Source organism: Streptomyces sp. URMC 124, assembly GCF_051386455.1.
Taxonomy (GTDB): Bacteria; Actinomycetota; Actinomycetes; order Streptomycetales; family Streptomycetaceae; genus Streptomyces.
This window is the reverse complement of record NZ_JBPQTS010000010.1, coordinates 50,189-74,151: the sequence shown is the minus strand read 5'-3', so window position 1 is coordinate 74,151 and position 23,963 is coordinate 50,189. Positions and strand designations below refer to the sequence as shown.

The 23,963-nt window shown below is 70.2% G+C and carries 27 protein-coding genes and 1 tRNA gene; 18 read left to right on the top strand and 10 right to left on the bottom strand.

The features are described from left to right. Nucleotides 1-706: RDD family protein (locus ACSNOG_RS03965; protein ID WP_436751100.1), on the top strand; the 706-nt coding region annotated here is incomplete at its 5' end. 85 nt (nucleotides 707-791) lie between these two features. Beyond that, nucleotides 792-1,403 carry an RDD family protein gene (locus tag ACSNOG_RS03960; RefSeq protein WP_436751099.1) on the top strand — a complete coding sequence of 204 codons (612 nt, stop codon included), beginning with the start codon at nucleotides 792-794 and terminating at the stop codon, nucleotides 1,401-1,403. Here ACSNOG_RS03960 and ACSNOG_RS03955 read toward each other — a convergent pair. Continuing rightward, nucleotides 1,392-1,649 (bottom strand): hypothetical protein, encoded by a 258-nt coding sequence (locus ACSNOG_RS03955; RefSeq protein ID WP_436751098.1) that lies wholly within the window; start codon nucleotides 1,647-1,649, stop codon nucleotides 1,392-1,394. The genes ACSNOG_RS03960 and ACSNOG_RS03955 overlap by 12 nt on opposite strands. A 339-nt stretch (nucleotides 1,650-1,988) precedes the next feature. Between ACSNOG_RS03955 and ACSNOG_RS03950 the strand changes: the two genes are divergently transcribed. Both ACSNOG_RS03950 and ACSNOG_RS03945 read left to right on the top strand, forming a co-directional pair. Then, nucleotides 1,989-4,400, top strand: coding sequence for an immune inhibitor A domain-containing protein (locus ACSNOG_RS03950; protein WP_436751097.1), 2,412 nt, complete (start codon nucleotides 1,989-1,991; stop codon nucleotides 4,398-4,400). 135 nt (nucleotides 4,401-4,535) lie between these two features. Next, a complete protein-coding gene (locus ACSNOG_RS03945) occupies nucleotides 4,536-4,862 on the top strand; it encodes a hypothetical protein (protein WP_436751096.1) in 327 nt (108 codons plus the stop codon). 13 nt (nucleotides 4,863-4,875) lie between these two features. On the opposite strand, the gene ACSNOG_RS03940 is transcribed toward ACSNOG_RS03945, so the two are convergent. Both ACSNOG_RS03940 and ACSNOG_RS03935 read right to left on the bottom strand, forming a co-directional pair. Further along, complete coding sequence (locus tag ACSNOG_RS03940; protein ID WP_436751095.1) at nucleotides 4,876-5,469, bottom strand: nicotinamidase; 594 nt, start codon at nucleotides 5,467-5,469, stop codon at nucleotides 4,876-4,878. A 132-nt stretch (nucleotides 5,470-5,601) separates the two neighbouring features. Beyond that, nucleotides 5,602-6,930, bottom strand: coding sequence for a nicotinate phosphoribosyltransferase (locus ACSNOG_RS03935; RefSeq protein WP_436751094.1), 1,329 nt, complete (start codon nucleotides 6,928-6,930; stop codon nucleotides 5,602-5,604). A 121-nt stretch (nucleotides 6,931-7,051) separates the two neighbouring features. On the opposite strand from ACSNOG_RS03935, the gene clpS reads away from it, so the two are divergent. The 7 genes from clpS (at nucleotide 7,052) to ACSNOG_RS03900 (ending at nucleotide 12,620) form a co-directional block, all read left to right on the top strand. Next, the gene (gene clpS, locus ACSNOG_RS03930; protein ID WP_168092804.1) at nucleotides 7,052-7,363 is read left to right on the top strand and encodes an ATP-dependent Clp protease adapter ClpS; all 312 of its coding nucleotides are present in this window, start codon (nucleotides 7,052-7,054) and stop codon (nucleotides 7,361-7,363) included. Then, on the top strand, nucleotides 7,363-7,959 hold the full coding sequence (locus ACSNOG_RS03925) for a DUF2017 domain-containing protein (RefSeq protein ID WP_436751093.1): 597 nt from the start codon (nucleotides 7,363-7,365) through the stop codon (nucleotides 7,957-7,959). Before clpS ends, ACSNOG_RS03925 begins: the two co-directional genes overlap by 1 nt. 318 nt (nucleotides 7,960-8,277) lie before the next feature. Beyond that, the gene (locus tag ACSNOG_RS03920; RefSeq protein ID WP_436751092.1) at nucleotides 8,278-9,774 is read left to right on the top strand and encodes an amino acid permease; all 1,497 of its coding nucleotides are present in this window, start codon (nucleotides 8,278-8,280) and stop codon (nucleotides 9,772-9,774) included. A gap of 126 nt (nucleotides 9,775-9,900) precedes the next feature. Beyond that, nucleotides 9,901-10,323: a Mov34/MPN/PAD-1 family protein gene (locus tag ACSNOG_RS03915; RefSeq protein WP_436751091.1), complete on the top strand. Its 423-nt coding sequence runs from the start codon at nucleotides 9,901-9,903 to the stop codon at nucleotides 10,321-10,323. Between the two features lie 119 nt (nucleotides 10,324-10,442). Beyond that, on the top strand, nucleotides 10,443-10,730 hold the full coding sequence (locus ACSNOG_RS03910) for a MoaD/ThiS family protein (protein WP_436751090.1): 288 nt from the start codon (nucleotides 10,443-10,445) through the stop codon (nucleotides 10,728-10,730). An 11-nt stretch (nucleotides 10,731-10,741) separates the two neighbouring features. Beyond that, complete coding sequence (locus ACSNOG_RS03905; RefSeq protein ID WP_436751089.1) at nucleotides 10,742-11,692, top strand: PLP-dependent cysteine synthase family protein; 951 nt, start codon at nucleotides 10,742-10,744, stop codon at nucleotides 11,690-11,692. A 175-nt stretch (nucleotides 11,693-11,867) separates the two neighbouring features. Then, the gene (locus ACSNOG_RS03900) at nucleotides 11,868-12,620 is read left to right on the top strand and encodes an MBL fold metallo-hydrolase (RefSeq protein ID WP_436751088.1); all 753 of its coding nucleotides are present in this window, start codon (nucleotides 11,868-11,870) and stop codon (nucleotides 12,618-12,620) included. A gap of 80 nt (nucleotides 12,621-12,700) precedes the next feature. Here the strand turns inward: ACSNOG_RS03900 and ACSNOG_RS03895 are convergent, their stop codons facing one another. Both ACSNOG_RS03895 and ACSNOG_RS03890 read right to left on the bottom strand, forming a co-directional pair. Next, entirely contained in the window at nucleotides 12,701-13,912 is a 1,212-nt protein-coding gene (locus ACSNOG_RS03895; RefSeq protein WP_436751105.1) for a PTS transporter subunit EIIC, read from the bottom strand. Nucleotides 13,913-14,233: 321 nt separating this feature from the next. After that, nucleotides 14,234-15,559, bottom strand: a complete 1,326-nt coding sequence (locus tag ACSNOG_RS03890; protein WP_436751087.1) for a PTS transporter subunit EIIC — start codon at nucleotides 15,557-15,559, stop codon at nucleotides 14,234-14,236. 205 nt (nucleotides 15,560-15,764) lie between these two features. Here ACSNOG_RS03890 and ACSNOG_RS03885 point away from each other — a divergent pair, with 205 nt between their 5' ends. The 4 genes from ACSNOG_RS03885 to rdgB all read left to right on the top strand — a co-directional run bounded on the left by ACSNOG_RS03885 (nucleotide 15,765) and on the right by rdgB (nucleotide 17,987). Next, the gene (locus ACSNOG_RS03885) at nucleotides 15,765-15,998 is read left to right on the top strand and encodes a glucose PTS transporter subunit EIIB (protein WP_030369451.1); all 234 of its coding nucleotides are present in this window, start codon (nucleotides 15,765-15,767) and stop codon (nucleotides 15,996-15,998) included. A 121-nt stretch (nucleotides 15,999-16,119) separates the two neighbouring features. Next, the gene (gene rph / locus ACSNOG_RS03880) at nucleotides 16,120-16,851 is read left to right on the top strand and encodes a ribonuclease PH (protein ID WP_436751086.1); all 732 of its coding nucleotides are present in this window, start codon (nucleotides 16,120-16,122) and stop codon (nucleotides 16,849-16,851) included. A 121-nt stretch (nucleotides 16,852-16,972) separates the two neighbouring features. Next, a complete protein-coding gene (locus ACSNOG_RS03875; protein WP_436751085.1) occupies nucleotides 16,973-17,356 on the top strand; it encodes a hypothetical protein in 384 nt (127 codons plus the stop codon). Nucleotides 17,357-17,384: 28 nt separating this feature from the next. Beyond that, entirely contained in the window at nucleotides 17,385-17,987 is a 603-nt protein-coding gene (gene rdgB, locus ACSNOG_RS03870) for an RdgB/HAM1 family non-canonical purine NTP pyrophosphatase (RefSeq protein ID WP_436751084.1), read from the top strand. Nucleotides 17,988-18,045: 58 nt separating this feature from the next. Here rdgB and ACSNOG_RS03865 read toward each other — a convergent pair. From ACSNOG_RS03865 to ACSNOG_RS03850, 4 genes are all read right to left on the bottom strand, one after another. Beyond that, nucleotides 18,046-18,118 (bottom strand) — tRNA-Leu (locus ACSNOG_RS03865). A gap of 55 nt (nucleotides 18,119-18,173) precedes the next feature. Continuing rightward, nucleotides 18,174-18,665, bottom strand: a complete 492-nt coding sequence (locus tag ACSNOG_RS03860; protein ID WP_436751083.1) for an HNH endonuclease — start codon at nucleotides 18,663-18,665, stop codon at nucleotides 18,174-18,176. Next, nucleotides 18,662-19,339, bottom strand: coding sequence for an HNH endonuclease signature motif containing protein (locus ACSNOG_RS03855; RefSeq protein ID WP_436751082.1), 678 nt, complete (start codon nucleotides 19,337-19,339; stop codon nucleotides 18,662-18,664). Before ACSNOG_RS03855 ends, ACSNOG_RS03860 begins: the two co-directional genes overlap by 4 nt. Before the next feature lie 100 nt (nucleotides 19,340-19,439). Further along, complete coding sequence (locus ACSNOG_RS03850) at nucleotides 19,440-20,915, bottom strand: MFS transporter (RefSeq protein WP_436751081.1); 1,476 nt, start codon at nucleotides 20,913-20,915, stop codon at nucleotides 19,440-19,442. Between the two features lie 231 nt (nucleotides 20,916-21,146). Here ACSNOG_RS03850 and ACSNOG_RS03845 point away from each other — a divergent pair, with 231 nt between their 5' ends. Both ACSNOG_RS03845 and ACSNOG_RS03840 read left to right on the top strand, forming a co-directional pair. Beyond that, complete coding sequence (locus ACSNOG_RS03845) at nucleotides 21,147-21,677, top strand: hypothetical protein (protein ID WP_436751080.1); 531 nt, start codon at nucleotides 21,147-21,149, stop codon at nucleotides 21,675-21,677. Beyond that, a complete protein-coding gene (locus tag ACSNOG_RS03840; RefSeq protein ID WP_436751079.1) occupies nucleotides 21,677-22,936 on the top strand; it encodes a sensor histidine kinase in 1,260 nt (419 codons plus the stop codon). Before ACSNOG_RS03845 ends, ACSNOG_RS03840 begins: the two co-directional genes overlap by 1 nt. An 18-nt stretch (nucleotides 22,937-22,954) precedes the next feature. Here the strand turns inward: ACSNOG_RS03840 and bcp are convergent, their stop codons facing one another. After that, on the bottom strand, nucleotides 22,955-23,422 hold the full coding sequence (gene bcp, locus ACSNOG_RS03835; protein ID WP_436751078.1) for a thioredoxin-dependent thiol peroxidase: 468 nt from the start codon (nucleotides 23,420-23,422) through the stop codon (nucleotides 22,955-22,957). Nucleotides 23,423-23,563: 141 nt separating this feature from the next. Here bcp and ACSNOG_RS03830 point away from each other — a divergent pair, with 141 nt between their 5' ends. Then, a complete protein-coding gene (locus ACSNOG_RS03830; RefSeq protein WP_436751077.1) occupies nucleotides 23,564-23,884 on the top strand; it encodes a DUF3618 domain-containing protein in 321 nt (106 codons plus the stop codon). Nucleotides 23,885-23,963 lie beyond the last annotated feature (79 nt).

Genomic DNA, 23,963 nt, shown 5'->3' with positions numbered 1-23,963 from the left:
CGCGCGCTCCGCCGCCGCCCCCGCCCTGCCCGAGCGGCAGGAGACGCCCCGCACCGCCGAGCCGGCCAGGCCCGAGGCCGGCGGCTGGGCCCGGCAGGTGCAGCAACTGGCCCAGCAGCAGCCCGCGCAGACGTCCGCCTCCGGCTCCTCCGACGCGCCCGCGCCCTGGAAGCCCCCGAAGGACGACCCGTTCCTGCGGGCCGCCCGGGACCAGCAGGGCAGGCCCGCGCCGCTGGGCCGCCGGCTCGCCGCCCGGCTGGTCGACACCCTCGTGCTGGGCGCCGTCGTCTCCGCCGCGGCCGTGCCGCTGTGGGCCAAGGCCGTCGAGCACATCGACGCCAAGGTCGAGCAGGCGAAGCAGTCCGGCGAGACGGTCACGGTCTGGCTGCTCGACGGCACGACCGGCGGCTATCTGGCCGTCGTCCTCGGCGTCCTGCTGGTCGCCGGGGTGGTGCTGGAAGCGCTGCCGACCGCCAAGTGGGGCCGCACGCTGGGCAAGCGGCTGTGCGGGGTCCGCGTGCTGGACATCGAGGCGCACGACACGCCGCGCTTCGGGGCGGCGCTGCGCCGCTGGCTGGTGTACGGGGGGCTGGGCGCCCTCGGCGTCGGGGTCGTCGGCGCCCTGTGGTGCCTGGTCGACCGCCCGTGGCGGCAGTGCTGGCACGACAAGGCGGCGCGCACGTTCGTGGCGGCGGGCAAGCGCTGACGCTCCGGGGGCGCCGCCGGAGCGGTGGGACCCGAACGGCACCTCTTCGGATGCGGCGGGCAGCGGTCCGGGTTCTACTCGGCCCATGAGCACCGAGCAGCCCCGCGACGACGACCCGTTCCGGAAGCGGCCGCCGGAGCCGCCGCCGGGCTACCCGCCCCCACCGGGCCCGGGCGGGGGCGCGTACGGCGGCGGGCCGGGCGGGCCCGGCAATCCCTACGGGGACCAGTACGGCGCGGCGGACCCGCTCGCCGGCATGCCGCCGCTCGCGAACCGGGGCAAGCGGCTCGTGGCCCGCATCATCGACGGGCTGCTCGTCTCCATCCCGGTCACCGCGGTCTTCAAGGCGGCGGTGTGGGACTGGGATCCGGGGGACTGGAACGACGGCAGGTCCACGAGCCTCGGCATCATCGTCTCGGTCGTCTACTTCGTCTACGAGGGGCTGATGCTCACCAAGCGCGGCCAGACCGTCGGCAAGATGGTGATGAACATCCGGGTGGCGATGCTGGAGAACGGCGCGATCCCCGAGGGAAGCCCGGGCTGGACGCGCGCCGCCGTGTACTCCCTGCCGCAAGTGGTGCCTTGCTGCGGCTTCGTCTTCTGGCTCATCAACGTGCTCTGGTGTACCTGGGACCAGCCCTATCACCAGTGCGTTCACGACAAGGCGGCCAAGACCGTGGTGGTCTCAGCCGTGTAGGGAGTGCTCGCCGAGTCTCGGTTCGGCGGGCACGGGGGTGCGCTGCCGGGGCACGCGGGGACCGCGGGAGCCGACGCGCGGCATGGGGAAGGCGACGGCGACGAACAGGCCGAGCGCGAGCGCTGCGACGGCGATGACCGCGATCCCGAACCCCGAGCTCGTCTGCGAGAGCAGCAGCATGGCGAGGGTCGAGAAGACGACGGTGGCCGATCCGTAGGTTATCTGAGCGGGGGTCGGACGCGGCATGGCGGGATCCGTCCTCGGAGCAAAGGTGTGGGGTGCGGAGCCGGCTGGTGCACACAGCGTGTGTACAGCAAACGTGTACACCAAAACGACTCTACGGTCCTGTCTGCCCGAGCGGAACAGCCGGTAAGCGTGACCTAACACACGGTGCCGGAGCACGGGGGGCGCACGGAGTCATCCACCGGTCCAGGGGGTGAGATGAGCGCGCCCGGGGTTGTCCGAAATCCGTAACTTAAAGGCCGGATAACGTACTTGTTCTTCCGGCTGCAGTCAAGGTCTGTCTTTTCTGGCGTCACTCCGGTCAAATACCTCCACAGTTCTTACTGGGGAGGACATTCACAAGTGAACAGCAGCCAACGGAGGCGCGCCAGATCCGCCGCCGTGGCCACGGTCGTCGCGCTCGCCGCGACGGCCCTGACCGCGGGGACCACGGCCGGGATCGCTCAGGCGGCCACCACTGCCGACACGCCGTCGGGCATCGAGCGCCACGACCCGGAGCAGGCCGGGAAGAGCGTCGAGCACGACCTCAAGGGCCCGTTCAGCAAGAAGCGGGAAGCGCAGCGCAAGGCCGCGCTCGACAAGGTCATATCCGGGGACGCCCGCGCGGAGCAGCGCGGCGCGTCCAAGGTCGTCCAGCTCGGCAAGGGGAAGTACGTCGAGCTGGGCCGGGAGAAGACCGACAAGATCTTCACGATCCTCGTGGACTTCGGCGACAAGGTCGACGACACCACGATGTACGACCCGGACGGTCCGGACGGCCCCAAGCCGCCCGTGAAGAAGTTCGGCGGCCAGCCCGGCCCGGCGCACAACCAGATCAAGCAGCCGGACCGCAAGCAGGACAACAGCACGGCCTGGGAGAAGGACTACAACCGCCAGTACTTCCAGGACCTGTACTTCTCGCACGACAAGGGCAAGGAGTCCCTCGCCAAGTACTACGAGAAGCAGTCCTCGGGCCGCTACTCCGTCGAGGGCACCGTCACCGACTGGGTCAAGGTCCAGTGGAACGAGGCCCGTTACGGCGCCAACTACTGCGGATCCACCAACTGCCCCTCCGCCTGGGACCTGGTGCGCGACGGCGTCAACCAGTGGGTGAAGGACCAGAAGGCGGCCGGCCGCAGCGACGCCGACATCAAGGCGGAGCTGGCCAAGTACGACCAGTGGGACCGCAACGACTACGACGGCGACGGCAACTTCAACGAGCCCGACGGCTACATCGACCACTTCCAGATCGTGCACGCCGGCGAGGACGAGTCCGCCGGCGGCGGCGCGCAGAAGACCGATGCCATCTGGGCCCACCGCTGGTACGCCTACGGCTCGGACGCCGGCAAGACCGGCCCCGGCAACAACAAGGCCGGCGGCACGCAGATCGGTGACACCGGCATCTGGGTCGGCGACTACACGATGCAGCCGGAGAACGGCGGCCTCGGCGTCTTCGCCCACGAGTACGGCCACGACCTCGGCCTGCCGGACGAGTACGACACCACCGGCACCGGCGAGTCGTCCGTCGCCTACTGGTCGCTGATGTCCTCCGGTTCGTGGCTGGGCCGCGGCAAGGACAGCATCGGCGAGCTCCCCGGCGACATGAGCTCCTGGGACAAGCTGCAGCTCGGCTGGCTGAACTACGACAAGGCGAAGGCGGCGACGAAGTCGACGCACAAGCTGGGCGTGGCCGAGTACAACACCAAGGACAAGCAGGCGGTCGTCGTCGAGCTGCCCAACAAGGCGGTCAAGACCGACGTCGTCAAGCCCGCCGAGGGCTCCAAGCAGTGGTGGGGCGGTCAGGCCGACGACCTGAAGAACACCCTCTCCCGCCCGGTCGACCTCACCGGCAAGTCCAAGGCGAGCTTCGACCTTTCGGCGTGGTGGGACATCGAGGCCAACTACGACTACGCCTACGTCGAGGTCTCCACGGACGGCGGCGCCAACTGGACCCCCGTCGACGGCACGGCCGACGGCAAGTCCATCCCGCGCGACGGCGGCGACAAGCCCGCCCTGACCGGTGTCTCCGGCGCGTACAAGAAGCTGTCGTACCCGCTCGACGCGTACGCGGGCAAGAAGATCGACCTGCGCTTCCGCTACACCACCGACGGCGGCACCACCGGCAAGGGCTTCACGGCCGACGCCATCAGCCTCACCGCCGACGGCGCCACCCTCTTCACCGACGGTGCCGAGGGCGACGACAACGGCTGGACGGCGAAGGGCTTCTCGCGCATCGGCGAGTCCTTCACCAAGGAGTACGCGCAGTACTACATCGCCGAGAACCGCCAGTACGTGTCGTACGACGAGACCCTCAAGTCCGGTCCGTACAACTTCGGCTGGAAGAGCACCCGCCCGAGCTGGGTCGAGCACTACCCGTACCAGAAGGGTCTGCTCATCTGGAAGTGGGACACCTCGCAGGCCGACAACAACGTCGGCGTGCACCCCGGTGTCGGCCGCATCCTGCCGATCGACGCCCACCCGCAGATCGAGAAGTGGGCCGACGGTTCGGTCATGCGCAACCGCTTCCAGGCCTACGACTCGCCGTTCAGCTGGTTCCCCAGCGGCGGCTACACCGTCCACCAGGACGGCGTCGCGACCCGCGTGAAGGGCAAGCTCGGCACGCCGGTCTTCGACGACCGCAAGGGCACCTACTGGAGCAAGGACAACCCGACCGGCGGTGTGCAGGTTACTGACACCAACACCCGGATCAAGATCCTGTGGCAGGCGCCCAGCGGCTCCTCGATGACCGTCCAGGTGGAGCCCTCGGGCAAGTAACCCCCTGACGATCTGCATCCGTGCAGGTCAGAGCCACATCGGCCGTCGCCCCCTAGCGGGCGGCGGCCGATCGCGTTTAGATGACTGCCGTGACGCTGTTATTGACACCCCGGTCCGGGGAGAGGTGACACGGGCATGGCAGGCGGTGGTTTCTGCAAGCTGCCGGGCGGCAGCGTGGTGGTGGCCCTGTACCTTCCGGGCCCGCCCGGCGGGGGTGCGGCGCCGGGTTCGCGCGTGCGGGTGCTCGTGCACGCGGCGAACCGCGCGCGGGCCCTCACCCGCCTGCGGAACCTCGGCCTGCGGGCCGTCTACCTGCGCGGCAACACGGAGCCGCCGACGCCGGACGAGATAACGGCCGTGCTCCACCACCCCGACGGCCTGGTCTGGCGCGCGGCCCCGGACGACGACACGGAGTCCTGGCACCCGATACGCACCCTGCTGCGCAGGGCCCCGGCGGCGTAGCCCGGCGTGCGCCTCACCCGGTGGCGACCACCGGCTTGCCGATGAGCTCGACGCCCGCCTCGCGGAGCTCCTCCAGTGCCCGCTCCGTCGTGCCCGGTGCGACCCCGGCCGTCAGGTCGAGCAGGACCTGCGTGGAGAAACCGGCCCGCGCCGCGTCCAGCGCCGTGGCCCGTACGCAGTGGTCCGTCGCGATGCCGACGACGTCGACCTCCGTGACGCCCCGCTCGCGCAGCCAGTCCGCCAGGGACACCCCGTTCTCGTCGGTGCCCTCGAAGCCGCTGTACGCGGCCGCGTAGGCCCCCTTGTCGAAGACGGCGTCTATCGCCCCGGAGGCGATCACCGGCGCGAAGTTCGGGTGGAAGCCGGACCCCTCCGTGCCGGCGACGCAGTGCGGCGGCCAGGTCGTCTCGTAGTCCGGCTCGGCGGAGAAGTGCGCGCCGGGGTCTATGTGGTGGTCGCGCGTGGCGACGATGTGCCGGTATCCGGGCGTGGCCTCGCCGACGAGGTCGGTGATGGCCGCGGCCACGTCGGCGCCGCCGGCCACTGCGAGGCTGCCGCCCTCGCAGAAGTCGTTCTGCACGTCGACGATGATCAGTGCACGCTGCATGTGCGGATCCTTTGTGGAAGGGCCCTCGGCCGACAGTGCGGATCGCCTCTCTGTGACCGAGGGTAGTGACTTCCGTTGCGCAATGGGAGAGGGACCCGGAGCGGGGGAGGCCCACCGGGCGCGCGGGGAGCGTCAGAGGTACTCGGTGGGGAGTACCGGCTCACCGCGCGAGAGCTGGGTGGCGGAGAGCGGGAGCCCCGCCCGGGCGGCGGTGTGCCGCTCCCGCGCGGCGTCCAGGGGCTCGCGGGCGACGACCTCGCCGCCGCGGACGAGCTCGGTGATCAGCTGGCGCTCCGCGAGCTCCGCCGGTACCGGCCCGGTGCCGATGACCTCGGCCTCGGCCACTCCGCTCGCGTCGGGCCGGCGCGCGGCCCACTTGCGGCCGCCGAGGGAGGTCTTGCCGCCCATGGACTTCTTGGCGACCGGCCGCAGCGGGGCGTCCGGGCCGGGCCCGTCCGCGCGGGCCACGAGCTTGTAGACCATCGAGCAGGTGGGGTGCCCGCTGCCGGTGACCAGCTGCGTGCCCACCCCGTAGGCGTCGACGGGGGCGGCGGCCAGCGAGGCGATGGCGTACTCGTCCAGGTCGCTGGTGACGACGATCTTCGTCTTGGTGGCGCCCAGGTCGTCCAGCTGCTGCCGCACCCGGTGCGCGAGCAGCAGCAGGTCGCCGGAGTCGATGCGGACGGCGCCGAGCTCCGGTCCGGCGATCTCCACGGCGGTCCGGACGGCCTCGGTGACGTCGTAGGTGTCGACGAGCAGGGTCGTGCCCCCGCCGAGCGAGTCGACCTGGGCGGTGAAGGCGTCGCGCTCGCTGTCGTGCAGCAGCGTGAAGGCGTGCGCACTGGTGCCGACGGTCGGGATGCTGTAGCGGAAGCCGGCCGCGAGGTCGGAGGTGGAAGTGAAGCCGCCGACGTAGGCGGCGCGGGCGGCGGCCACGGCCGCGAGCTCGTGGGTGCGCCGGGCGCCCATCTCGATCAGCGGCCGGTCGCCGGCGGCCACGGCCATCCGGGAGGCCGCGGCGGCGACGGCCGAGTCGTGGTTGAGGATCGACAGGATCACGGTCTCCAGCAGCACCGCCTCGGCGAAGGTGCCCTCGACGCGCAGGATCGGCGAGCCGGGGAAGTAGACCTCGCCCTCGGGGTAGCCCCGGATGTCGCCGCGGAAGCGGTAGTCCGCGAGCCACTTCAGGGTCGGCTCGTCGACGATCCGCTGGGCGGCGAGGAAGTCCAGCACGCCGCTGTCGAAGCGGAAGTTCTCCACGGCGTCCAGGACCCGGCCGGTGCCGCCCACGACGCCGTAGCGGCGCCCCTCGGGGAGCCGGCGGGTGAAGACCTCGAAGACCGAGCGGCGGTCGGCGGTGCCGGAGCGCAGCGCGGCCTGCAGCATCGTGAGTTCGTACCGGTCGGTGAAGAGGGCCGTCGACGGAACGTCCACCGGCAGCCTCAAGTCCGCAGCGTTCATGGAACCAGATGCTACCCCCAATCTCGTCAGATTGACGATTTCTCGGCGTCCGGCCGCGCCCGCCCCTCGACGCGCGGCGCGGGGGACCCCGTTTGTGCGCGGCGCCCCCGCGAGTGGCAGCATGGGAAACGTGAGTGTTGCACCGGTCGAGATCGAACGCCCCGAGTCGAGCGAGTCCCCGTACGCGGTGACCGAGCCCGACGTCCCCTGGGTCACACTGGTCCACAACGACCCCGTCAACCTCATGAGTTATGTGACGTATGTCTTCCAGGCGTACTTCGGCTACCCCAAGGACAAGGCCCACAAGCTGATGCTCGACGTCCACCACAAGGGGCGCGCCACCGTCTCCAGCGGCAGCCGCGAAGAGATGGAGCGCGACGTGCAGGCGATGCACGGCTACGGGCTGTGGGCGACGCTGTCGCAGGACCGTTGATGGCCGGCCACTTCGAGCCGCTGTCCGGCGGCGGGGCCGCCGTGGCCCTGGACGAGGTCGAGGTCTCCATCCTGCGCAGCCTGGCGGTGCAGCTCCTGGAGCTGATCGGGCCGGGCGACGACGCCGCGGGCCCCGAGGGCGCCGATCCGCTCGCGCGGCTCTTCGCCGAAGGTCCGAGCGAGCCGCCGTCCGATCCCGCGCTGGCCCGGCTCTTCCCCGACGCCTACGGCGACCCGGGCGCCGAGCAGGACCCGCAGGAGCGCGCGTACGCCGCCGAATTCCGCCGCTACACCGAGAACGACCTGCGCGACCGCAAGCGCGAGGACGCCCTCGCGGTGGTCCGCTCGCTCGACTCGCTCACGGTCGCCGGCGACCGGGCCGCGGTCCTGCGGCTCGCGCCCGAGGACTGCCGGCGCTGGCTCGGCGCGCTCAACGACCTCCGGCTGGCCATCGGCGCGCGGCTGGAAATCGCCCATGACGAGGACAGCGAGCTCCTGCTCCGGCTGCCGGACGAGGATCCGCGCAAGCCGATGGTCATGGCCTATCTCTGGCTCGGTGGCCTGCAGGAATCGCTGGTAGAGACACTTATCGGCTGATCGATCAAAAGCGTCCGGACGTCCGCTCAGGGAAGAATCAAGTCCGGATAACGATCGGATCACCGCAGTGGCGGTTATCGCCCGCCCTTTTCCCCATTGTCCGCATTTCTTTGTGGTGTGCGTCACGAGCCCATGATCGGCATTCAGACGATCTACCGGCCACTCGTGATACATCTTGCCGACCTGCCTCCGTGACGCCACCCATGTTCACGGCGGGAGCGCTGAGCCGGCCGACCGTCGGCACTCGCAGGACTCCATCCGGGGGGATCGGAACCCGATCCGGAGCAACCGGATCGGTATGGAGAAAGGCGCACCACCATGACCTCTGAGCAGGTCGCGGCCCGTACCGCGGACGCAGTCGCGGAATCGGGAGACAAGGGAAGCGGCAAGGCCGTTTCCGAGGGTTACGAGCGGGGACTCGGTAACCGACAGATTCAGATGATCGCCATTGGTGGCGCCATCGGCACCGGCCTCTTCCTCGGCGCGGGGAAGGCCATTTCCAAGGCCGGCCCGAGCCTGATCCTGGCCTATGCGATAGCCGGCCTGGTCATCTTCTTCATCATGCGAGCGCTCGGTGAGCTGCTCATGTACCGCCCGGTGTCGGGCTCCTTCTCGGACTACGCCCGAGAGTTCCTCGGCCCCTTCTGGGGCTATGTGACCGGATGGACGTACTGGCTCTTCTGGGTCGTCACCGGAATCGTCGAGGTGACCGCAGCGGCCTCCTATGTGCAGTACTGGAACCATTCCATTCCGCAATGGGTCTCCGCGCTGGTCTTCACCGTCATCCTGTACTTCGCCAACCTGATCTCCGTGAAGCTCTTCGGTGAGCTGGAGTTCTGGTTCTCGATGGTCAAGGTCACCGCCATCATCGGCATGATCCTCATCGGTATCGGCGTGCTCACCATCGGCTTCTCCGACGCCGGTGACACCGCGACCGTCGCCAACCTCTGGAACGACGGCGGCTTCTTCCCGCACGGCATCGGCAACACCCTGATGACCCTGCAGATCGTGATGTTCGCCTTCCTCGCCGTCGAGCTGGTCGGCGTCACCGCGGGCGAGGCCAAGGACCCGGAGAAGACGCTCCCCAAGGCGATCAACACCGTGCCGTGGCGCATCGCGGTCTTCTACATCGGCGCGCTGATCATCATCCTGGCCGTCGTTCCGTGGGGCGAGTTCATGCCGGGCGTCAGCCCGTTCGTGGCCGCCTTCCAGAAGATCGGCCTGCCCGCCGGCGCCGGCATCGTCAACTTCGTCGTCCTCACCGCGGCGCTGTCGTCCTGCAACTCCGGCATGTACTCCACCGGCCGCATGCTGCGCGACCTCTCGCTCAACGGCCAGGGCCCGAAGTTCTTCGGCCAGCTGACCAAGGGCGGCCTGCCGCTGCGCGGCACCACCTTCTCCGCCGCGCTGATGCTCGTCGGCGTCTGGATCAACTACCAGTGGCCGGGCAAGGCGTTCGACTACGTCGTCTCCTTCGCGACCATCTCCGGCATGTGGGCGTGGATCGTGATCCTCGTCGCCCAGCTGCGCTACCGCCGCAAGGCCAACCGCGGTGAGCTCCCGCAGTCCTCGTTCCGCGCCCCCGGCGCGCCGTGGACCAGCCTCTTCGCCCTCGGCTTCATCCTCATGGTCATCGTGATGATGGGCATCGACAAGGACGCGCGGGTCTCCCTGTACTGCGCCCCCGTCTGGGCGGCGATCATGTGGGTGTCCTACCTCGTCCTCAAGGCCCGCAACCCGCAGGCCTTCGAGCGCAAGGACTACACGCAGGCCGCGCAGGTGGAGACCGAGCAGAAGGTCGAGCAGGTCGCCTGACGGCCTGACGCCCCGCCCCCGCGCCTGACGGCACTGTCCGGCATCCGGGCCCGTCCGTACCACTCCTCGGTACGGGCGGGCCCTTCGCTTTACCCGGGCGAACCCCGCGTGCCTATCCTGGGCCGCATGCTGACCATCACGCAGGACCTGTACGACCGGATCGTCGCGCACGCCCGCGCGGACCACCCCGACGAGGCGTGCGGCGTGGTCGCGGGTCCGGCCGGCAGCGACCGCCCGGAGCGGTTCGTCCCGATGCTCAACGCCGCGCGCTCGCCCACGTTCTACGAGTTCGACTCGGCGGACCTGCTGAAGCTCTACCGCGAGCTGGACGACCGCGACGAGGAGCCCGTGGTCATCTACCACTCGCACACGGCCACCGAGGCCTACCCGTCCCGCACGGACGTCTCGTACGCGGGCGAGCCCGGCGCCCACTACGTGCTCGTCTCCACCGCCGACACCGACGGCGAGGGCCCCTTCCAGTTCCGCTCGTTCCGCATAGTGGACGGCCAGGTGACGGAAGAGGACGTCACCGTGGTGCCTGCTTACTGAGGACAAGGCCTCCGGCGGGCCGCGGCTGTCCGGATGCCGGTACGAACTTCCGGCGGCCGCACACGGAATCGATACGATCGCCCCAGGTGCCCCACCCGCACGCCGACAGGAGCCGCATCATGGCCATCGAGGTCCGCATCCCGACCATTCTCCGCACGTACACCGACGGGCAGAAGGCCGTCGAAGGCAGCGGCGCCACCATCGACGAGCTCTTCAAGGACCTCGACACCCGCCACGCGGGCATCCGCGAGCGCCTGGTCGACGACGCCGCCGGCGGCGAGCTGCGCCGCTTCGTCAACGTCTACCTCAACGACGAGGACGTCCGCTTCCTCGCCGGCATCGCCACCGGGCTCAGCGACGGCGACAGCGTGACGATCCTCCCGGCGGTCGCCGGCGGAATGGCCTGAGCGGCCCGCACATGCGCTACGACAGCCACCTGGCCTCGGTCGGCAACACCCCGCTGGTGCGGCTGCCCAGGCTCTCCCCGTCCGGGTCGGTCCGGATCTGGGCCAAGCTGGAGGACCGCAATCCCACCGGCTCGGTCAAGGACCGCCCCGCCCTGCACATGATCGAGCAGGCGGAGCGGGCCGGGCGGCTGACGCCGGGCTGCACCATCCTGGAGCCCACCTCCGGCAACACCGGGATCTCGCTCGCCATGGCGGCCCGCCTCAAGGGCTACCGCATCGTGTGCGTCATGCCGGAGAACACCAGCGAGGAGCGGCGGCAGCTGCTCGCCATGTGGGGCGCGGAGATCATCTCCTCGCCCGCCGCGGGCGGCTCCAACACCGCCGTCCGCGTCGCCAAGGAGCTCGCCGCCGAGCACGCCGACTGGGTGATGCTCTACCAGTACGGCAATCCCGACAACGCCGGGGCGCACTACGCGGGCACGGGCCCGGAGATCCTCGCCGACCTCCCCGAGATCACCCACTTCGTCGCGGGCCTCGGCACCACCGGCACCCTCATGGGCGTCGGCCGCTACCTGCGCGAGCACAAGCCCGGCGTCAGCATCGTCGCCGCCGAGCCGCGCTACGACGACCTCGTCTACGGCCTGCGCAACCTGGACGAGGGCTTCGTCCCCGAGCTCTACGACGCCTCCGTCCTCACCACGCGCTACTCGGTCGGCTCCGAGGACGCCGTGCGCCGCACGCGCGAGCTCCTCACCGAGGAGGGCATCTTCGCGGGCGTCTCCACCGGCGCCGTCCTGCACGCCGCCCTCGGCGTGGCCCGCAAGGCCGAACGCGCCGGGGAGAGCGCCGACATCGCCTTCGTCGTGGCCGACGGCGGCTGGAAGTACCTCTCGACGGGCATCTACACGGCCCCCACCACGGAAGCGGCCGTGGAGGCGCTGCACGGCCAGCTCTGGGCGTAGACCCCGCCCGCGGCCCCGGGCGGCGGCGGGCCCGGCCCGGGGCCCGCCCAGAAGGGTCCGTACCGGTGACTTCAGCCACAACCCCACCTCGCGGAGGAGCGGCCGTCCCGTTCGCGCTTTACGCTCGACGGACCGCATGGCCCCCCGTCACGAGTCAACGGAGGTTCAGGCCCGCATGAAGCTCACCGTCGTCGGATGCTCGGGGTCGTTCCCGTCCACGGAATCGGCCTGCTCGAGCTACCTCGTAGAGGCCGACGGCTTCCGGCTGCTCCTCGACATGGGCAACGGCGCCCTGGGCGAGCTGCAGCGCCACATCGGTCTGTACGACCTCGACGCCATCCTGCTCTCGCACCTGCACCCCGACCACTGCATCGACATGTGCGGCTACTTCGTGGCCCGCTACTACCGGCACGAGGGCGGCCGCGCCGAGGCCATCCCCGTCTACGGCCCGCGGGACACCGAGCACCGGCTGGCCACGGCGTACGGGGACGTGCCCGACGACTCCTGCATGAGCGAGGTCTTCGACTTCCGCACGCTCACCCCCGGCAGCTTCTCCCTGGGCCCCCTGACCGTCCGCACGGACCGGGTGCGCCACCCCGTGGAGGCCTTCGCCTTCCGCGTCGAGCACGACGGCCGCGCGCTCGTCTACTCCGGTGACACCGGCCCCTGCGAGGAGCTCCACGGCCTGGCCGAGGGGGCCGACCTCCTGCTGTGCGAGGCGTCGTTCACCCACGGCAAGGAGGACATCCCCGACCTCCACCTCAACGGCCGCGAGGCGGGCGAGCACGCCGCGCGGGCCGGTGCGGGGCGGCTGGTCCTCACCCACATCCCGCCCTGGACGGATCCCCTGACCAACCTCCGCGACGCCCGGGCGGTCTACGACGGGCCGGTCGAACTCGCACGGGCCGGAGCCGTGTACGAGCTCTGAATTTCTCTGTTTTCCAGGGCCGATAAGGAAAAGCCCCCGGAATCCCATGGATTCCGGGGGCTTTTACTGGTGTTTTAGCGTCACGCCTTCAATTCGGCGGACTCTTCCTCGGACTCGCGGCCCGGGGTCTTGAGGTCGAACTTCGTGATGGCGAAGCGGAAGACCACATAGTAGATCGCGGCGAAGCACAGGCCCACGAGGACGAGCATCCACGGCTTCGAGGCGATGCCCAGGTTCAGCAGGAAGTCGATGACGCCGGCCGAGAAGCCGAAGCCGTCCTTCATGCCGAGCGCCCAGGTCAGCGCCATCGAGACACCGGTCAGCACCGCGTGGATCGCGTAGAGCAGCGGCGCGACGAACATGAACGTGAACTCGATCGGCTCGGTCACGCCGGTGACGAAGGCGGTGAGCGCGAGGGAGAACATCATGCCGCCGACGACCTTGCGGTTCTCGGGGCGGGCGCAGTGCACGATCGCGAGGCAGGCGGCCGGCAGCGCGAACATCATGATCGGGAAGAAGCCGGTCATGAACTGGCCGGCGTTCGGGTCACCGGCGAGGAAGCGGGCGATGTCGCCGTTGACGGTGCCCTTGGGGCCCTCGTACGAACCCGCCTGGAACCACGGGAAGGAGTTGAGCAGGTGGTGCATGCCGACCGGGATCAGACCGCGGTTGGCGACACCGAAGATGCCCGCGCCGACCGCGCCGGAGCCGACCAGCCACTCGCCGAAGTTGTGCAGACCCGTGCCGAGCACCGGCCAGATGTAACCGAAGACGACGCCGATGAGCAGACCCGCGAAGGACGACAGGATCGGCACCAGGCGGCGGCCGCCGAAGAAGCCCGCCCAGTCCGGCAGCTTGGTGCGGTAGAAGCGCTGGTATATCAGCGCCACCACGAGGCCCATCACGACGCCGCCGAGGACCTTGGCGTCGACGGCCTGCTCCACCATGGCGACCTTGTGGTCGACCACGGCCTCCTTCTTCGGGAGGCTGCCGTCGGTGAAGGTGCCCAGGACCTTGCTGAAGACCAGGTAACCGGCCACGGCGGCCAGCGCCGTCGAGCCGTCCGACTTCTTCGCGTAGCCGATCGCGACACCCACGGCGAACAGCAGCGCCATGTTGTCGAGGATCGCGCCGCCGCCGGCCGACATAAATTCGGCGATCTTGTTGAGGAACGCCGGGAGGGACTCCTTGCCCAGCATGTCGCCCTGGCCGAGGCGGACCATCAGCGCGGCGGCGGGGAGCACCGCGACCGGCAGCATCAGGCTGCGCCCGATACGCTGGGCAATCGCCATGGCGCCGGCGCCGAACTTCTTCTTCTCCGGCTTCTCCGGCGCAGCGGCGTCGTCAGGCGCCGCCTTTGCCGCCTTGGCGCTCTTACTCATCGGATTCCTCCAGGTGAGGCGGGCGCTCGGGGGAAGGGGGACGGCCCGCTTTTGGTCTACACCACTCAGTGGTTTAGACCTGTTGTAGCACGTGAGTACGGGATAAAGGAATCCGTACTTCCCGGTGGCTTCGGACACAGCTCGGACACGGCTCGGACGCGGCTGCGGGAACGCGGAAAAGGCCCCCGGAACCGAGTGGTCCGAGGGCCCGCGTCCGGTGACGGACTGCGATTACTCCTTCACGTTCCCGCGCTCCATCTCCTCCGCGAGCTCTTCCGGCTCACGCCCCGGAGTCGGCAGGTCGAACTTCGTAATCGCGAACCGGAAAATCGCGTAGTAGACGACGGCGAAGCACAGCCCGATCGGAATGATCAGCCACGGCTTGGTCGCCAGCCCCCAGTTGATCACGTAGTCGATCAGGCCCGCCGAGAAGCTGAACCCGTCGTGCACCCCCAGCCCCCAGCTCACCGCCATCGACACGCCCGTCAGCAGCGCGTGCACCGCGTACAGCAGCGGCGCGATGAAGAGGAACGAGTACTCGATGGGCTCGGTGATGCCCGTGACGAACGACGTCAGGCCCACCGAGAGCATCATGCCCGCCACCTCCTTGCGCCGGTGCGGCTTCGCGCAGTGCGCGATCGCCAGCGCCGCCGCGGGCAGCGCGAACATCATGATGGGGAAGAAACCCGTCGTGAACTGGCCCGCGTGCGGGTCGCCCGCCAGGAAGCGGTTGATGTCGCCGTGCACCACCGTGCCGTCCGGCTTCGTGTAGTCGCCGAACTGGAACCACATGAACGTGTTCAGGAACTGGTGCAGGCCCACCACCAGCAGCGCCCGGTTCGCGACGCCGAAGACGCCCGCACCCGTCGCGGACAGGTCCGACAGCCACTTGCTGAAGCTCGTCAGCGCGTCACCCACCGGCGGCCAGACGAACAGGCAGACCACCGCGAACAGCAGCGCGACGAACGACATCAGGATCGGCACCAGCCGGCGGCCGTTGAAGAAGCCCAGCCAGTCCACCAGCCGCACCCGGTGGAAGCGCATCCAGAACCACGCGCTCAGCAGGCCGATCACGATGCCGCCGAAGACCCCCGGGTTCTGGAAGCTCGCCGGGGCCGCCGTGCCGCCCGTCGAGACGCACACCCCGCTCCACAGCCCCGCCCCGCCGAACGTCGTCTCCTGCGGGCAGTCCTCCGGGAACTGGTGCAGCACCGAGAAGTAGACGAGGAAGGCCACCACGGCGGCCAGCGCCGTCGAGCCGTCCGCCTTCTTCGCCATCCCGATCGCCACGCCCACGCAGAACAGCAGCGGCAGGCCCAGCGCCGAGTCCAGCAGCGCGCCGCCCGCGCCCGCGAAGACCTTCGCCACGTCCGTCCAGCCCAGCCCGTCCGCGCCGAAGACGTCCGGCTGGCCGAGCCGGTTCAGGATGCCGGCGGCCGGGAGCACCGCGATCGGCAGCTGGAGGCTGCGGCCCATCTTCTGCAGGTTCGAGAAGAGGGTCTGCCGGCGCTCCCGCCACCGGCTCTGCCCCGGTGCCGCCGTGGCGTCCGTGCTCATCTGCGTCCTCCCGGCCGCCGCGCCCCGGCGACGGCCCGCTCGGTGTGTGCCGCATACTGGTGTAGACCACTTATGCGGGGTGGTGGGTGAGGCCATCATTTGCCGGATGGCGGACATCTGCCCGCATAGTTGGGCTGAACGTGGTTTACCGTGTGGAAGCCGGTCGGTGGTACCGCCGAAGGGCCGAAGACAACCAGGAGTGCACATGGCCAGCAAGGCTGAGAAGATCGTCGCCGGCCTCGGCGGCATCGACAACATCGAGGAGATCGAGGGCTGCATCACCCGTCTCCGCACCGAGGTCGCCGACCCGGAGCTGGTCGACGAGGCCGCGCTCAAGGCCGCCGGCGCCCACGGCGTCGTCAAGATGGGCACCGCCATCCAGGTCGTCATCGGCACCGACGCCGACCCGATCGCCGGTGAGATCGAAGACATGATGTGAGCCGCTGAGGCTCCCGCCGCAGGGCCCCGCCCCGGAGCGGGCGCGCCGTCGCCGAGTGCGGCGCCGCCGCCCACCGGAACGGGGCCCTTCGCGTTCCCCCGATGCCAGTAGGCTCATCACCATGTCTCGCATCGACGGCCGCACGCCCGACCAGCTCCGCCCCGTGACCATCCAGCGCGGCTGGAGCAAGCACGCCGAGGGCTCCGTCCTCATCTCCTTCGGAGACACCAAGGTCTTCTGCACCGCCAGCGTCACCGAGGGCGTCCCCCGCTGGCGCAAGGGCTCCGGCGAGGGCTGGGTCACCGCCGAGTACTCGATGCTGCCCCGCTCCACCAACACCCGCGGCGACCGCGAAGCCGTCCGCGGCAAGATCGGCGGCCGCACCCACGAGATCTCCCGCCTCATCGGCCGCTCCCTGCGCGCCGTCATCGACTTCAAGGCCCTCGGCGAGAACACCATCGTCCTGGACTGCGACGTCCTCCAGGCCGACGGCGGCACCCGCACCGCCGCCATCACCGGCGCCTACGTCGCCCTCGCCGACGCCATCGCCTGGGCCCAGGCCAAGAAGCTCGTCAAGCACGGCCGCCGGCCCCTGACCGGGACGGTCAGCGCCGTCAGCGTCGGCATCGTCGACGGCGTCCCCCTCCTCGACCTCTGCTACGAGGAAGACGTCCGCGCCGAGACCGACATGAACGTCGTCTGCACCGGCGACGGCCGCTTCGTCGAGGTCCAGGGCACCGCCGAGGCCGAGCCCTTCGCCCGCGAAGAGCTCAACGCCATCCTCGACCTCGCCGTCACGGGCTGCAGCGCACTCGACGCCGCCCAGCGCGAGGCGCTCGCGGCCACGCTGTAAGGCGACGCCGTAAGCGGAGGCTCCAGGCAACCGCCGGAGGGATCCGGAGCGTTCCTACGGGCGTACGGCCGGGAAGACCGGGCCGTACGCCCGTAGCAGTACTCACAGGGGAGGGACCCTCATGCCCGCACGCAAGGCAGCGCTGGCACTGGCCACCGCAGCACTCGTCGCCGTACCGCTCGCCGCCGGCTGCTCCACCGCCCAGAAGGCCGTCGACTGCGCCCGCCTCGGCCTCGAGATATCCAACGACGTCGACGACCTCCAGCGCAGCGTCACCGACACCGCGACCGGCACCGACGACGCGGGCAAGATCCTCGACAACCTCGAGAAGGACACGAGGAAGCTCAAGGACAAGACGAGCAACGTCGACGTCGGCAAGGCCCTCGACCACCTCCTAAAGGCCGTCGGCAACGTCCGGGACGCCCTGCGCGACGACAAGAACCCCGACCTCACGCCGCTCACGGACGCCGCCGGGGAGCTGTCGAAGGTGTGCACGTCGAAGTAGGCGGGGGACGGGCCGGGATAATCACCCCATGAAGCGCCTGATCCTCGCCACCCGCAACGCCAACAAGGTCACCGAGCTCCGCGCCATCCTGGAGGCGGCCGGCCTCGACGTCGAACTCGTCGGCGCCGACGCCTACCCCGAGATCCCCGACGTCAAGGAGACCGGCGTCACCTTCGCCGAGAACGCCCTCCTCAAGGCCCACGCCCTCGCCGAGGCCACCGGCTTCCCGGCCGTCGCCGACGACTCCGGTCTGTGCGTCGACGTCCTCGGCGGCGCCCCCGGCATTTTCTCCGCCCGCTGGGCCGGCGCCCACGGCAACGACAAGGCCAACCTCGACCTCCTCCTCGCCCAGCTCGGCGACATCGCCGACGAACACCGCGGCGCCCACTTCGCCTGCGCCGCCGCGCTGGCCCTCCCGGACGGCACGGAGCGCGTGGTCGAAGGCCGCCTGGAAGGCACCCTCCGCCACGAACCCGCAGGCGGCGGCGGCTTCGGCTACGACCCGATCCTCCAGCCCCTGGGCGAAACCCGCACCTGCGCCGAACTCACCGCAGACGAAAAGAACGCCATCAGCCACCGCGGCAAGGCCTTCCGCGACCTGGTCCCGGCGGTCCGGGAACTGCTGGGCTGAGCTGTCCGTACGACGACGGCCTGGCTCGCTGGTGTGCGAGCCAGGCCGTCGTCATCGGTACGCCCGGTCGGATTCGAACCGACAGACACGACCACCTAAAGATCGCCGCTCAGCCCTTGGCGTACGGGCGCGTGTACCGCGCCCTACTTTACTGCTTGAACCTGACGGTTGGGGAAGAGCGGCGACTTACGAGGGTCGTCGTCGGCCTCCTCGGCACCACGTGCTGGTGACCGCATGGCAATTGGGACAGAGAAGCCGGAGGTTCTCTCGGCGGTCGTCGCTCCAGTCGCCATTGACGTGATCGATCTCCAGGGTCATGGGCTTGCCGTGCCACACGGGACCGGTTCCGCAGCGGGCACACTCTTGTGGCACGCCGATCTCGTTCAAGGCCCGGCGGAGCAGCACCGTCCTGGTCCGGCGTTGACCGCTGTGCTTGACGAGCAGGTCCTCCGGGGGTCTTCTGGGAGTCGGGCCAGGTTTGCCGCGTTGGTGCGCCTGACCGAGAAAGTGAGAAGTGATGAGGCCGTCCTCGGCTATCCACTGACGCAACCGGGAGCGTTGTCCGGCAGTGTCCCGTCGGCCGAGCCGCCTCAGCGTTTCAGCGATGGACAGGGACTGGGCCACCGCGTTACGCAGGGCGTCGGGGCATGGCCTGCTTCTGCGTGCGCCGCTGCTCATCGGTCCTCACCACCAGCGGGTGCTGCACTGCGCGCAGCGACGTGGCGTGCCTTTCCTCGACCACGGTACGTGTCCGTCGTCGAGTGGCAGTTGGGGCAGAGCAACCGTAGGTTCTCGATGCGATTGTTGCGCCAGTCGCCATCGATGTGGTCGACCTCCAGGGGAAGCGGAATGCCCTGCCACACGGCGTCGATGCGGCACAGGGCACAGCGGTCGGCAACGCCGAGTGCCAGCATCGCTTTCTTGAGGCGACAGCTCTGTTCACGACGAGCCTCGGGCGCCGTCTGCACCGTGAGCAGTTCCTCCAGGGAGCGCTTCCGCTTCCTGCCTTTCGAGACAGGAGCGACAAAATGTGAGGTGTCGATGCCGAATGCCCGGATCCGGCGACTGACGTGGGTGTGCTGCCCGCCCACGACTTCGACGCCCAAATGGCGTAGGACCTCGTAGGTGGTGGACGACGCCGCCACCGCGGATTCGAGGATCTCCTTGGTCCAGCGGCCCCCTTCGCGCTCGAAGTGGGACGTGTCCACCCCCAGCTTCCTCATGCGCTCGCGTAAATATCTCCGCCGGGAACTCCCCGGGGCCACCCCCAGCTTCTCCAGCGCCTCCGATAACGTCCGTGAAGATCCCGCCGCCTCCGCCAGGACCTCTCGGGTGTACGGGCTGACAGGCATGGCGCCCCCTGCGTCGATGTGATGCAACCGCGCATCCGTGCGCAGCCTCGAACTCATCAACGAAACGCCTGACCGGTGGTTACGCCAATGGTGCGAACCATCAGAACTTCGGTTCGGGGGACTGGGAGGTGATGATTTCTTCCGCTTCCTCCTTCGTGGCCACCGCCGGCGGCGAGCCCTCCAGGGGACGGCGGGCCGTTTCGCGCATGAAGGCGACGGCGACCATGCCGATCAGCGCCGCGCCCGCCGTGTAGAACGCCGGTGTCATGTCGCTGCCCGTCGCGTGGATCAGGGCCGTGATCACCAGGGGGGTCGTGCCGCCGAACAGGGACGTGGAGATGTTGTAGCCGATGGCCAGGGAGCCGTAGCGGACGTGGGTGGGGAAGAGGGCGGGGAGGACGGCGGACATCGTGCCGAGGAGGCACACCAGGGGCAGGCCGAGCATCAGCATGCCGCCGAGGACCGCCGCGAGGCTGCCCTGCTTGAGCAGCAGGAACGCCGGGGCGGACAGCGCGAGGAAGCCGCCCAGGCCCGCCATGAGCAGCGGCTTGCGGCCGATGCGGTCGCTGAGCCGGCCCACGCAGGTGATGACGGCCATCAGCAGGATCATCGTGGCGACGAGGATCGCCAGGCCGTGCGTGTCGTCGTAGCCGAGCTGGTCGGTGAGGTACGTCGGCATGTACGACAGCAGCATGTAGTCGGTGATGCCGTACGCCCCGGCCAGGACGACGCACAGCAGGAGCCGCGCCCACTGCGCCGTGAAGATCTCCTTGAGTTCGGTGCCGCCGGTCTCCTCGTCCTCCTCCAGCTTCTGGAAGGCGGGGGTGTCCTCCAGCCGCATCCGCAGGTAGAGCCCGACGAGGCCGAGCGGGCCGGCGACGAGGAAGGGGATCCGCCAGCCCCAGTCCGTCATGGCGTCCCCGCCGAGGGCGGAGGTCATGGCGGTGACGAGGCCCGCCGCGCCGACGTAGCCCGCCAGGGTGCCGAATTCGAGGAAGCTGCCGAAGTAGCCGCGGCGCTTGTCCGGGGCGTACTCGGCGATGAACGTCGCGGCGCCCCCGTACTCGCCGCCGGTGGAGAAGCCCTGCAGCATCCGGAAGCAGATCAGCAGCACCGGTGACCAGAAGCCGATGGCCGCGTACGAGGGGATGAGGCCGATGGCGAAGGTGCCGGAGGCCATCAGCACCATCGTCAGGGCCAGGACGCGCTTGCGGCCGATCCGGTCGCCGAGCGGGCCGAAGAACATCCCGCCCAGCGGCCGGACGAGGAAGGCCACGGCGAAGGTGGCGAGCGAGGACAGCAGGCGCACCGTGTCGTTCCCTGAGGGGAAGAAGACGTCCCCGAGGGTGACGGCGAGGTAGCTGTAGATGCCGAAGTCGAACCACTCCATGGCATTGCCGAGCGCCGCCGCCTTGACCGCCCGTCTGACCGTGCGCTCGTCCGTGACGGTGATGTCCGTGCGCCGCAGCCGCGGGTTGCGGCGGCGGGCGACGGCCCGGAAGAGGGCCGGGTGTCGTCTGACGGCGGCCGGGTCGTGTGCGGCGTTCCCGGCTTCGGTGCTGCTGCCGTTGGGCACGGCTCGGCCCCCTCATGCTCGCGCGGCGATGTGTACGGGCCTGCGTCTGCGCGCTGCGCCGCGGCTCAAACCGGTGCGGTCGCCGATAGGGAGATTGGTCACGCCCGGAGTCCGGCGTGCCCCGGAAGCTGATATAGGCATGAAGGGAACGCGCGGCCCGATTTCACCGTCCCTCACAGCGGGGACGTTCAGCCGGACCCACGAACACCGGAAAGACCAGAGAGAGGGCCGATGGCCGACCGTGTTGCGCCCCGTCGCCCCGGCATGCGCACCGCCTTGGCGATCTTCGTGGCGGTGACGGTGGTGGCGCTCGGCTGCGTGTGGTTCAGCCAGGCCCAGGACCGTTCGGGCACGGTCGGCGACGCCCCGAAGACGGCGGCCGCGCAGCGGGCCCTGCCCGCCCGGGACACGCCGCGGGCGATGCCGGAGACGGTGGCGCCGACGGAGATGCCGGGCGTGCGCGAGTGCGGCGTCGGCACGCCGGTCGTGGAGCCGAAGATCATCACGCTGAACTGCTCGAACGCCGGGGTGGTGGCCAGCGACATCAAGTGGGACTCGTTCTCCGCGGACGGCGCGGCCGGCACCGGTGTCGTGCTGGTCTCGGGCGCGTCGGGCGGTGGTTCCCCGGCCTCCTTCCCGGCGCGGCTGCGGCTGTACGACGTCACGAAGGTCGGCGGGATGCTGGCCTTCACGGGCATCGAGGTCAGTTACACGGGCGCCACCCCGCATGCGAAGGCGAAAGAGGTGTACACGATCGCGTGATGGGTATCCGTGGCCGGATCGCCCTCGCGATCTCCTTCGTCACCGCGCTCGCCGTCGTGGTGCTGGGGCTGGCCGTGCACCACATCTCCGCGGCGGAGCGCGACCGGCAGGCCCAGGCCTACCAGGACGACCTGCTGAGTTCGGCCCTGCAGATCTACCAGCGCGACAGCACCCTCGCCCTGGGCGCCCAACTGGACGACGCGGCGCTGCCGTTCCCGCTGGCGCACGCGGTGGCGCGCGGCCGCTCGGGCACGTACATCAGCGGCGGGGACGACCCGCGGGTGTGGGCGGCGACGGCGGTCGGCGGCGACAAGGTGCTGTCGGTGTCGGCGCCCTACCCGGACCGGGACCCGCTGATGACGGCGCTGGACAAGGCGCTGCTGGTGGCGGGCGCGGCGACGGTGGCGCTGATGGCGGTGGTCGCCTGGTTCGTGGCGCAGAGCCTGTCGCGGCGGCTGCGGCTGAGCGCGGCCGCGGCCCGGCGGATAGCGGCGGGCGAGCCGCCGGACGCGGAGGCGCTGGCCGCGGGCGGCCGGGACGAGGTCGCGGAACTGGGCCGCTCGGTGCATCACATGGCGACGTCGCTGGCGGCGCGCGTGGAGGCGGAGCGGGAGTTCACGGCGGACGTGGCGCACGAGCTGCGGACGCCGGTGGCGGGGCTCGTGGCCTCGGCGGAGCTGCTGCCGCATCCGCGGGCGGTGGAGATGGTGCGCGAGCGCGCGCAGACGATGCGGGTGCTGGTGGAGGACCTGCTGGAGGTCTCCCGCCTGGACGCGGGCCGCGAGCGCGCCCAGCTGGACGCGGTGGAGCTGCCGTCGCTGGTGCGCGGGATCGTCAAGCGGGCGCGGGGCCAGCGCGGCGTGGACGACGTGGCGATCGAGGTGGTCGGCGAGGGCCGGATCGTGGCGACGGACGCCCGCCGCGTGGAGCGCATCCTGGTGAACATCCTGGCCAACGCGGCCAAGCACGGGAAGCCGCCGATCGAGGTCACGGTGGAGGGCACGCGGATCGTGGTCCGCGACCACGGCGACGGCTATCCGCCGGACCTGGTGGACCAGGGCCCGCGGCGTTTTCGCACGGCGGCCCCGGAGCGCGGCACCGGCCACGGTCTGGGGCTGACGATCGCGGTCGGGCAGGCGGTGGTGCTGGGGGCCCGGCTGGAGTTCGGCACGGCGGAGGGCGGGGGCGCGCGGGCGGTTCTGGACCTTCCGGAGTCGGATCCGGATCCGGGTCCGGAGCCGCCCGCGGCGAGCGAGTGAGGGGTCCTGCGGGCGGTCCTACAGGCCCAGGTCCTTGATGATCTTCGCTACGTGCCCCGTGGCCTTCACGTTGTAGAGCGCGCGCTCGACACGGCCCTCCTCGTCGACGATCACCGTCGAGCGGATCACCCCGGTCACGGTCTTCCCGTACAGCTTCTTCTCGCCGAAGGCGCCGTAGGCCTCCAGGATCTTCTTCTCCGGGTCGCCGACGAGCGTGACGGCCAGGCTCTCCTTCTCGCGGAACTTCGCGAGCTTCTCCGGCTTGTCGGGGGAGACGCCGATCACGTCGTAGCCGTGGCCGGCGAGGAAGTCGAGGTTGTCGGTGAAGTCGCAGGCCTGCTTGGTGCAGCCGGGGGTGAGCGCGGCGGGGTAGAAGTAGACGATCACCTTGCGGCCCTTGCGGTCCGCGAGCGAGACCGGGTTGCCGTCGGCGTCGGGAAGGGTGAAGGCGGGGGCGGTGTCGCCGGGCTGCAGTCGCTCGCTCATGGCTCTCCTCGGGTCGTGGGCCTGCGTCCCGAGCGTAGTCACCGGCCCGATCGGGGGTGCCGCGGGGCACGGGGTCCGGCGAGCTGACAGACTGTCGTCATCACTCATCATCACTCTTATCGAGACGACGGAGGCAGCGCGGTGTCGGATGCCAGGACCCCTGCGCAGATCGAGGCGGACATCGCCCGCAGGCGGAACGAGCTCGCCGTGACGCTCGACGAGATCGGCGTGCGGATGCACCCGAGCACGATCGTGGGCGACGCGAAGGCGAAGCTCGCCGCGAAGGTGGACCACACCGCGGGCCGTGCCTGCGCGGCGGCGCACCGGCTGGTGTCGGACGCGAAGGCGAGCCTCACCACGGAGGAGGGCGCTCCGCGCCTGGAGCGGATCGTGCCGGTGGCGATGGTCGCGGTGGGTGTGATCGGGCTGATCGCCGTATCGTCGCGGCGCCGCGGGGCGTAGGTCACATCCACGGATCCGTGATCCGTGGCGGCGGGGCGGGGTGCGGGCGGGTACGGTCGTCTGCGTGAGTACGAACCCC

What these genes read in the sequence shown, in the direction of transcription:
- ACSNOG_RS03845 (WP_436751080.1), top strand. Translation starts at nt 21,147, where the DNA reads ATGGCCGACCGTGTTGCGCCCCGTCGCCCCGGCATGCGCACCGCCTTG.
- clpS (WP_168092804.1), top strand. Translation starts at nt 7,052, where the DNA reads ATGGGAAACGTGAGTGTTGCACCGGTCGAGATCGAACGCCCCGAGTCG.
- ACSNOG_RS03895 (WP_436751105.1), bottom strand. Translation starts at nt 13,912, where the DNA reads ATGGCGATTGCCCAGCGTATCGGGCGCAGCCTGATGCTGCCGGTCGCG.
- ACSNOG_RS03855 (WP_436751082.1), bottom strand. Translation starts at nt 19,339, where the DNA reads ATGCCTGTCAGCCCGTACACCCGAGAGGTCCTGGCGGAGGCGGCGGGA.
- ACSNOG_RS03920 (WP_436751092.1), top strand. Translation starts at nt 8,278, where the DNA reads ATGACCTCTGAGCAGGTCGCGGCCCGTACCGCGGACGCAGTCGCGGAA.
- ACSNOG_RS03940 (WP_436751095.1), bottom strand. Translation starts at nt 5,469, where the DNA reads ATGCAGCGTGCACTGATCATCGTCGACGTGCAGAACGACTTCTGCGAG.
- ACSNOG_RS03890 (WP_436751087.1), bottom strand. Translation starts at nt 15,559, where the DNA reads ATGAGCACGGACGCCACGGCGGCACCGGGGCAGAGCCGGTGGCGGGAG.
- rph (WP_436751086.1), top strand. Translation starts at nt 16,120, where the DNA reads ATGTCTCGCATCGACGGCCGCACGCCCGACCAGCTCCGCCCCGTGACC.
- ACSNOG_RS03945 (WP_436751096.1), top strand. Translation starts at nt 4,536, where the DNA reads ATGGCAGGCGGTGGTTTCTGCAAGCTGCCGGGCGGCAGCGTGGTGGTG.
- ACSNOG_RS03875 (WP_436751085.1), top strand. Translation starts at nt 16,973, where the DNA reads ATGCCCGCACGCAAGGCAGCGCTGGCACTGGCCACCGCAGCACTCGTC.
- bcp (WP_436751078.1), bottom strand. Translation starts at nt 23,422, where the DNA reads ATGAGCGAGCGACTGCAGCCCGGCGACACCGCCCCCGCCTTCACCCTT.
- ACSNOG_RS03900 (WP_436751088.1), top strand. Translation starts at nt 11,868, where the DNA reads ATGAAGCTCACCGTCGTCGGATGCTCGGGGTCGTTCCCGTCCACGGAA.
- ACSNOG_RS03860 (WP_436751083.1), bottom strand. Translation starts at nt 18,665, where the DNA reads ATGAGCAGCGGCGCACGCAGAAGCAGGCCATGCCCCGACGCCCTGCGT.
- ACSNOG_RS03840 (WP_436751079.1), top strand. Translation starts at nt 21,677, where the DNA reads ATGGGTATCCGTGGCCGGATCGCCCTCGCGATCTCCTTCGTCACCGCG.
- ACSNOG_RS03910 (WP_436751090.1), top strand. Translation starts at nt 10,443, where the DNA reads ATGGCCATCGAGGTCCGCATCCCGACCATTCTCCGCACGTACACCGAC.
- ACSNOG_RS03925 (WP_436751093.1), top strand. Translation starts at nt 7,363, where the DNA reads ATGGCCGGCCACTTCGAGCCGCTGTCCGGCGGCGGGGCCGCCGTGGCC.
- ACSNOG_RS03955 (WP_436751098.1), bottom strand. Translation starts at nt 1,649, where the DNA reads ATGCCGCGTCCGACCCCCGCTCAGATAACCTACGGATCGGCCACCGTC.
- ACSNOG_RS03960 (WP_436751099.1), top strand. Translation starts at nt 792, where the DNA reads ATGAGCACCGAGCAGCCCCGCGACGACGACCCGTTCCGGAAGCGGCCG.
- rdgB (WP_436751084.1), top strand. Translation starts at nt 17,385, where the DNA reads ATGAAGCGCCTGATCCTCGCCACCCGCAACGCCAACAAGGTCACCGAG.
- ACSNOG_RS03885 (WP_030369451.1), top strand. Translation starts at nt 15,765, where the DNA reads ATGGCCAGCAAGGCTGAGAAGATCGTCGCCGGCCTCGGCGGCATCGAC.
- ACSNOG_RS03915 (WP_436751091.1), top strand. Translation starts at nt 9,901, where the DNA reads ATGCTGACCATCACGCAGGACCTGTACGACCGGATCGTCGCGCACGCC.
- ACSNOG_RS03905 (WP_436751089.1), top strand. Translation starts at nt 10,742, where the DNA reads ATGCGCTACGACAGCCACCTGGCCTCGGTCGGCAACACCCCGCTGGTG.
- ACSNOG_RS03935 (WP_436751094.1), bottom strand. Translation starts at nt 6,930, where the DNA reads ATGAACGCTGCGGACTTGAGGCTGCCGGTGGACGTTCCGTCGACGGCC.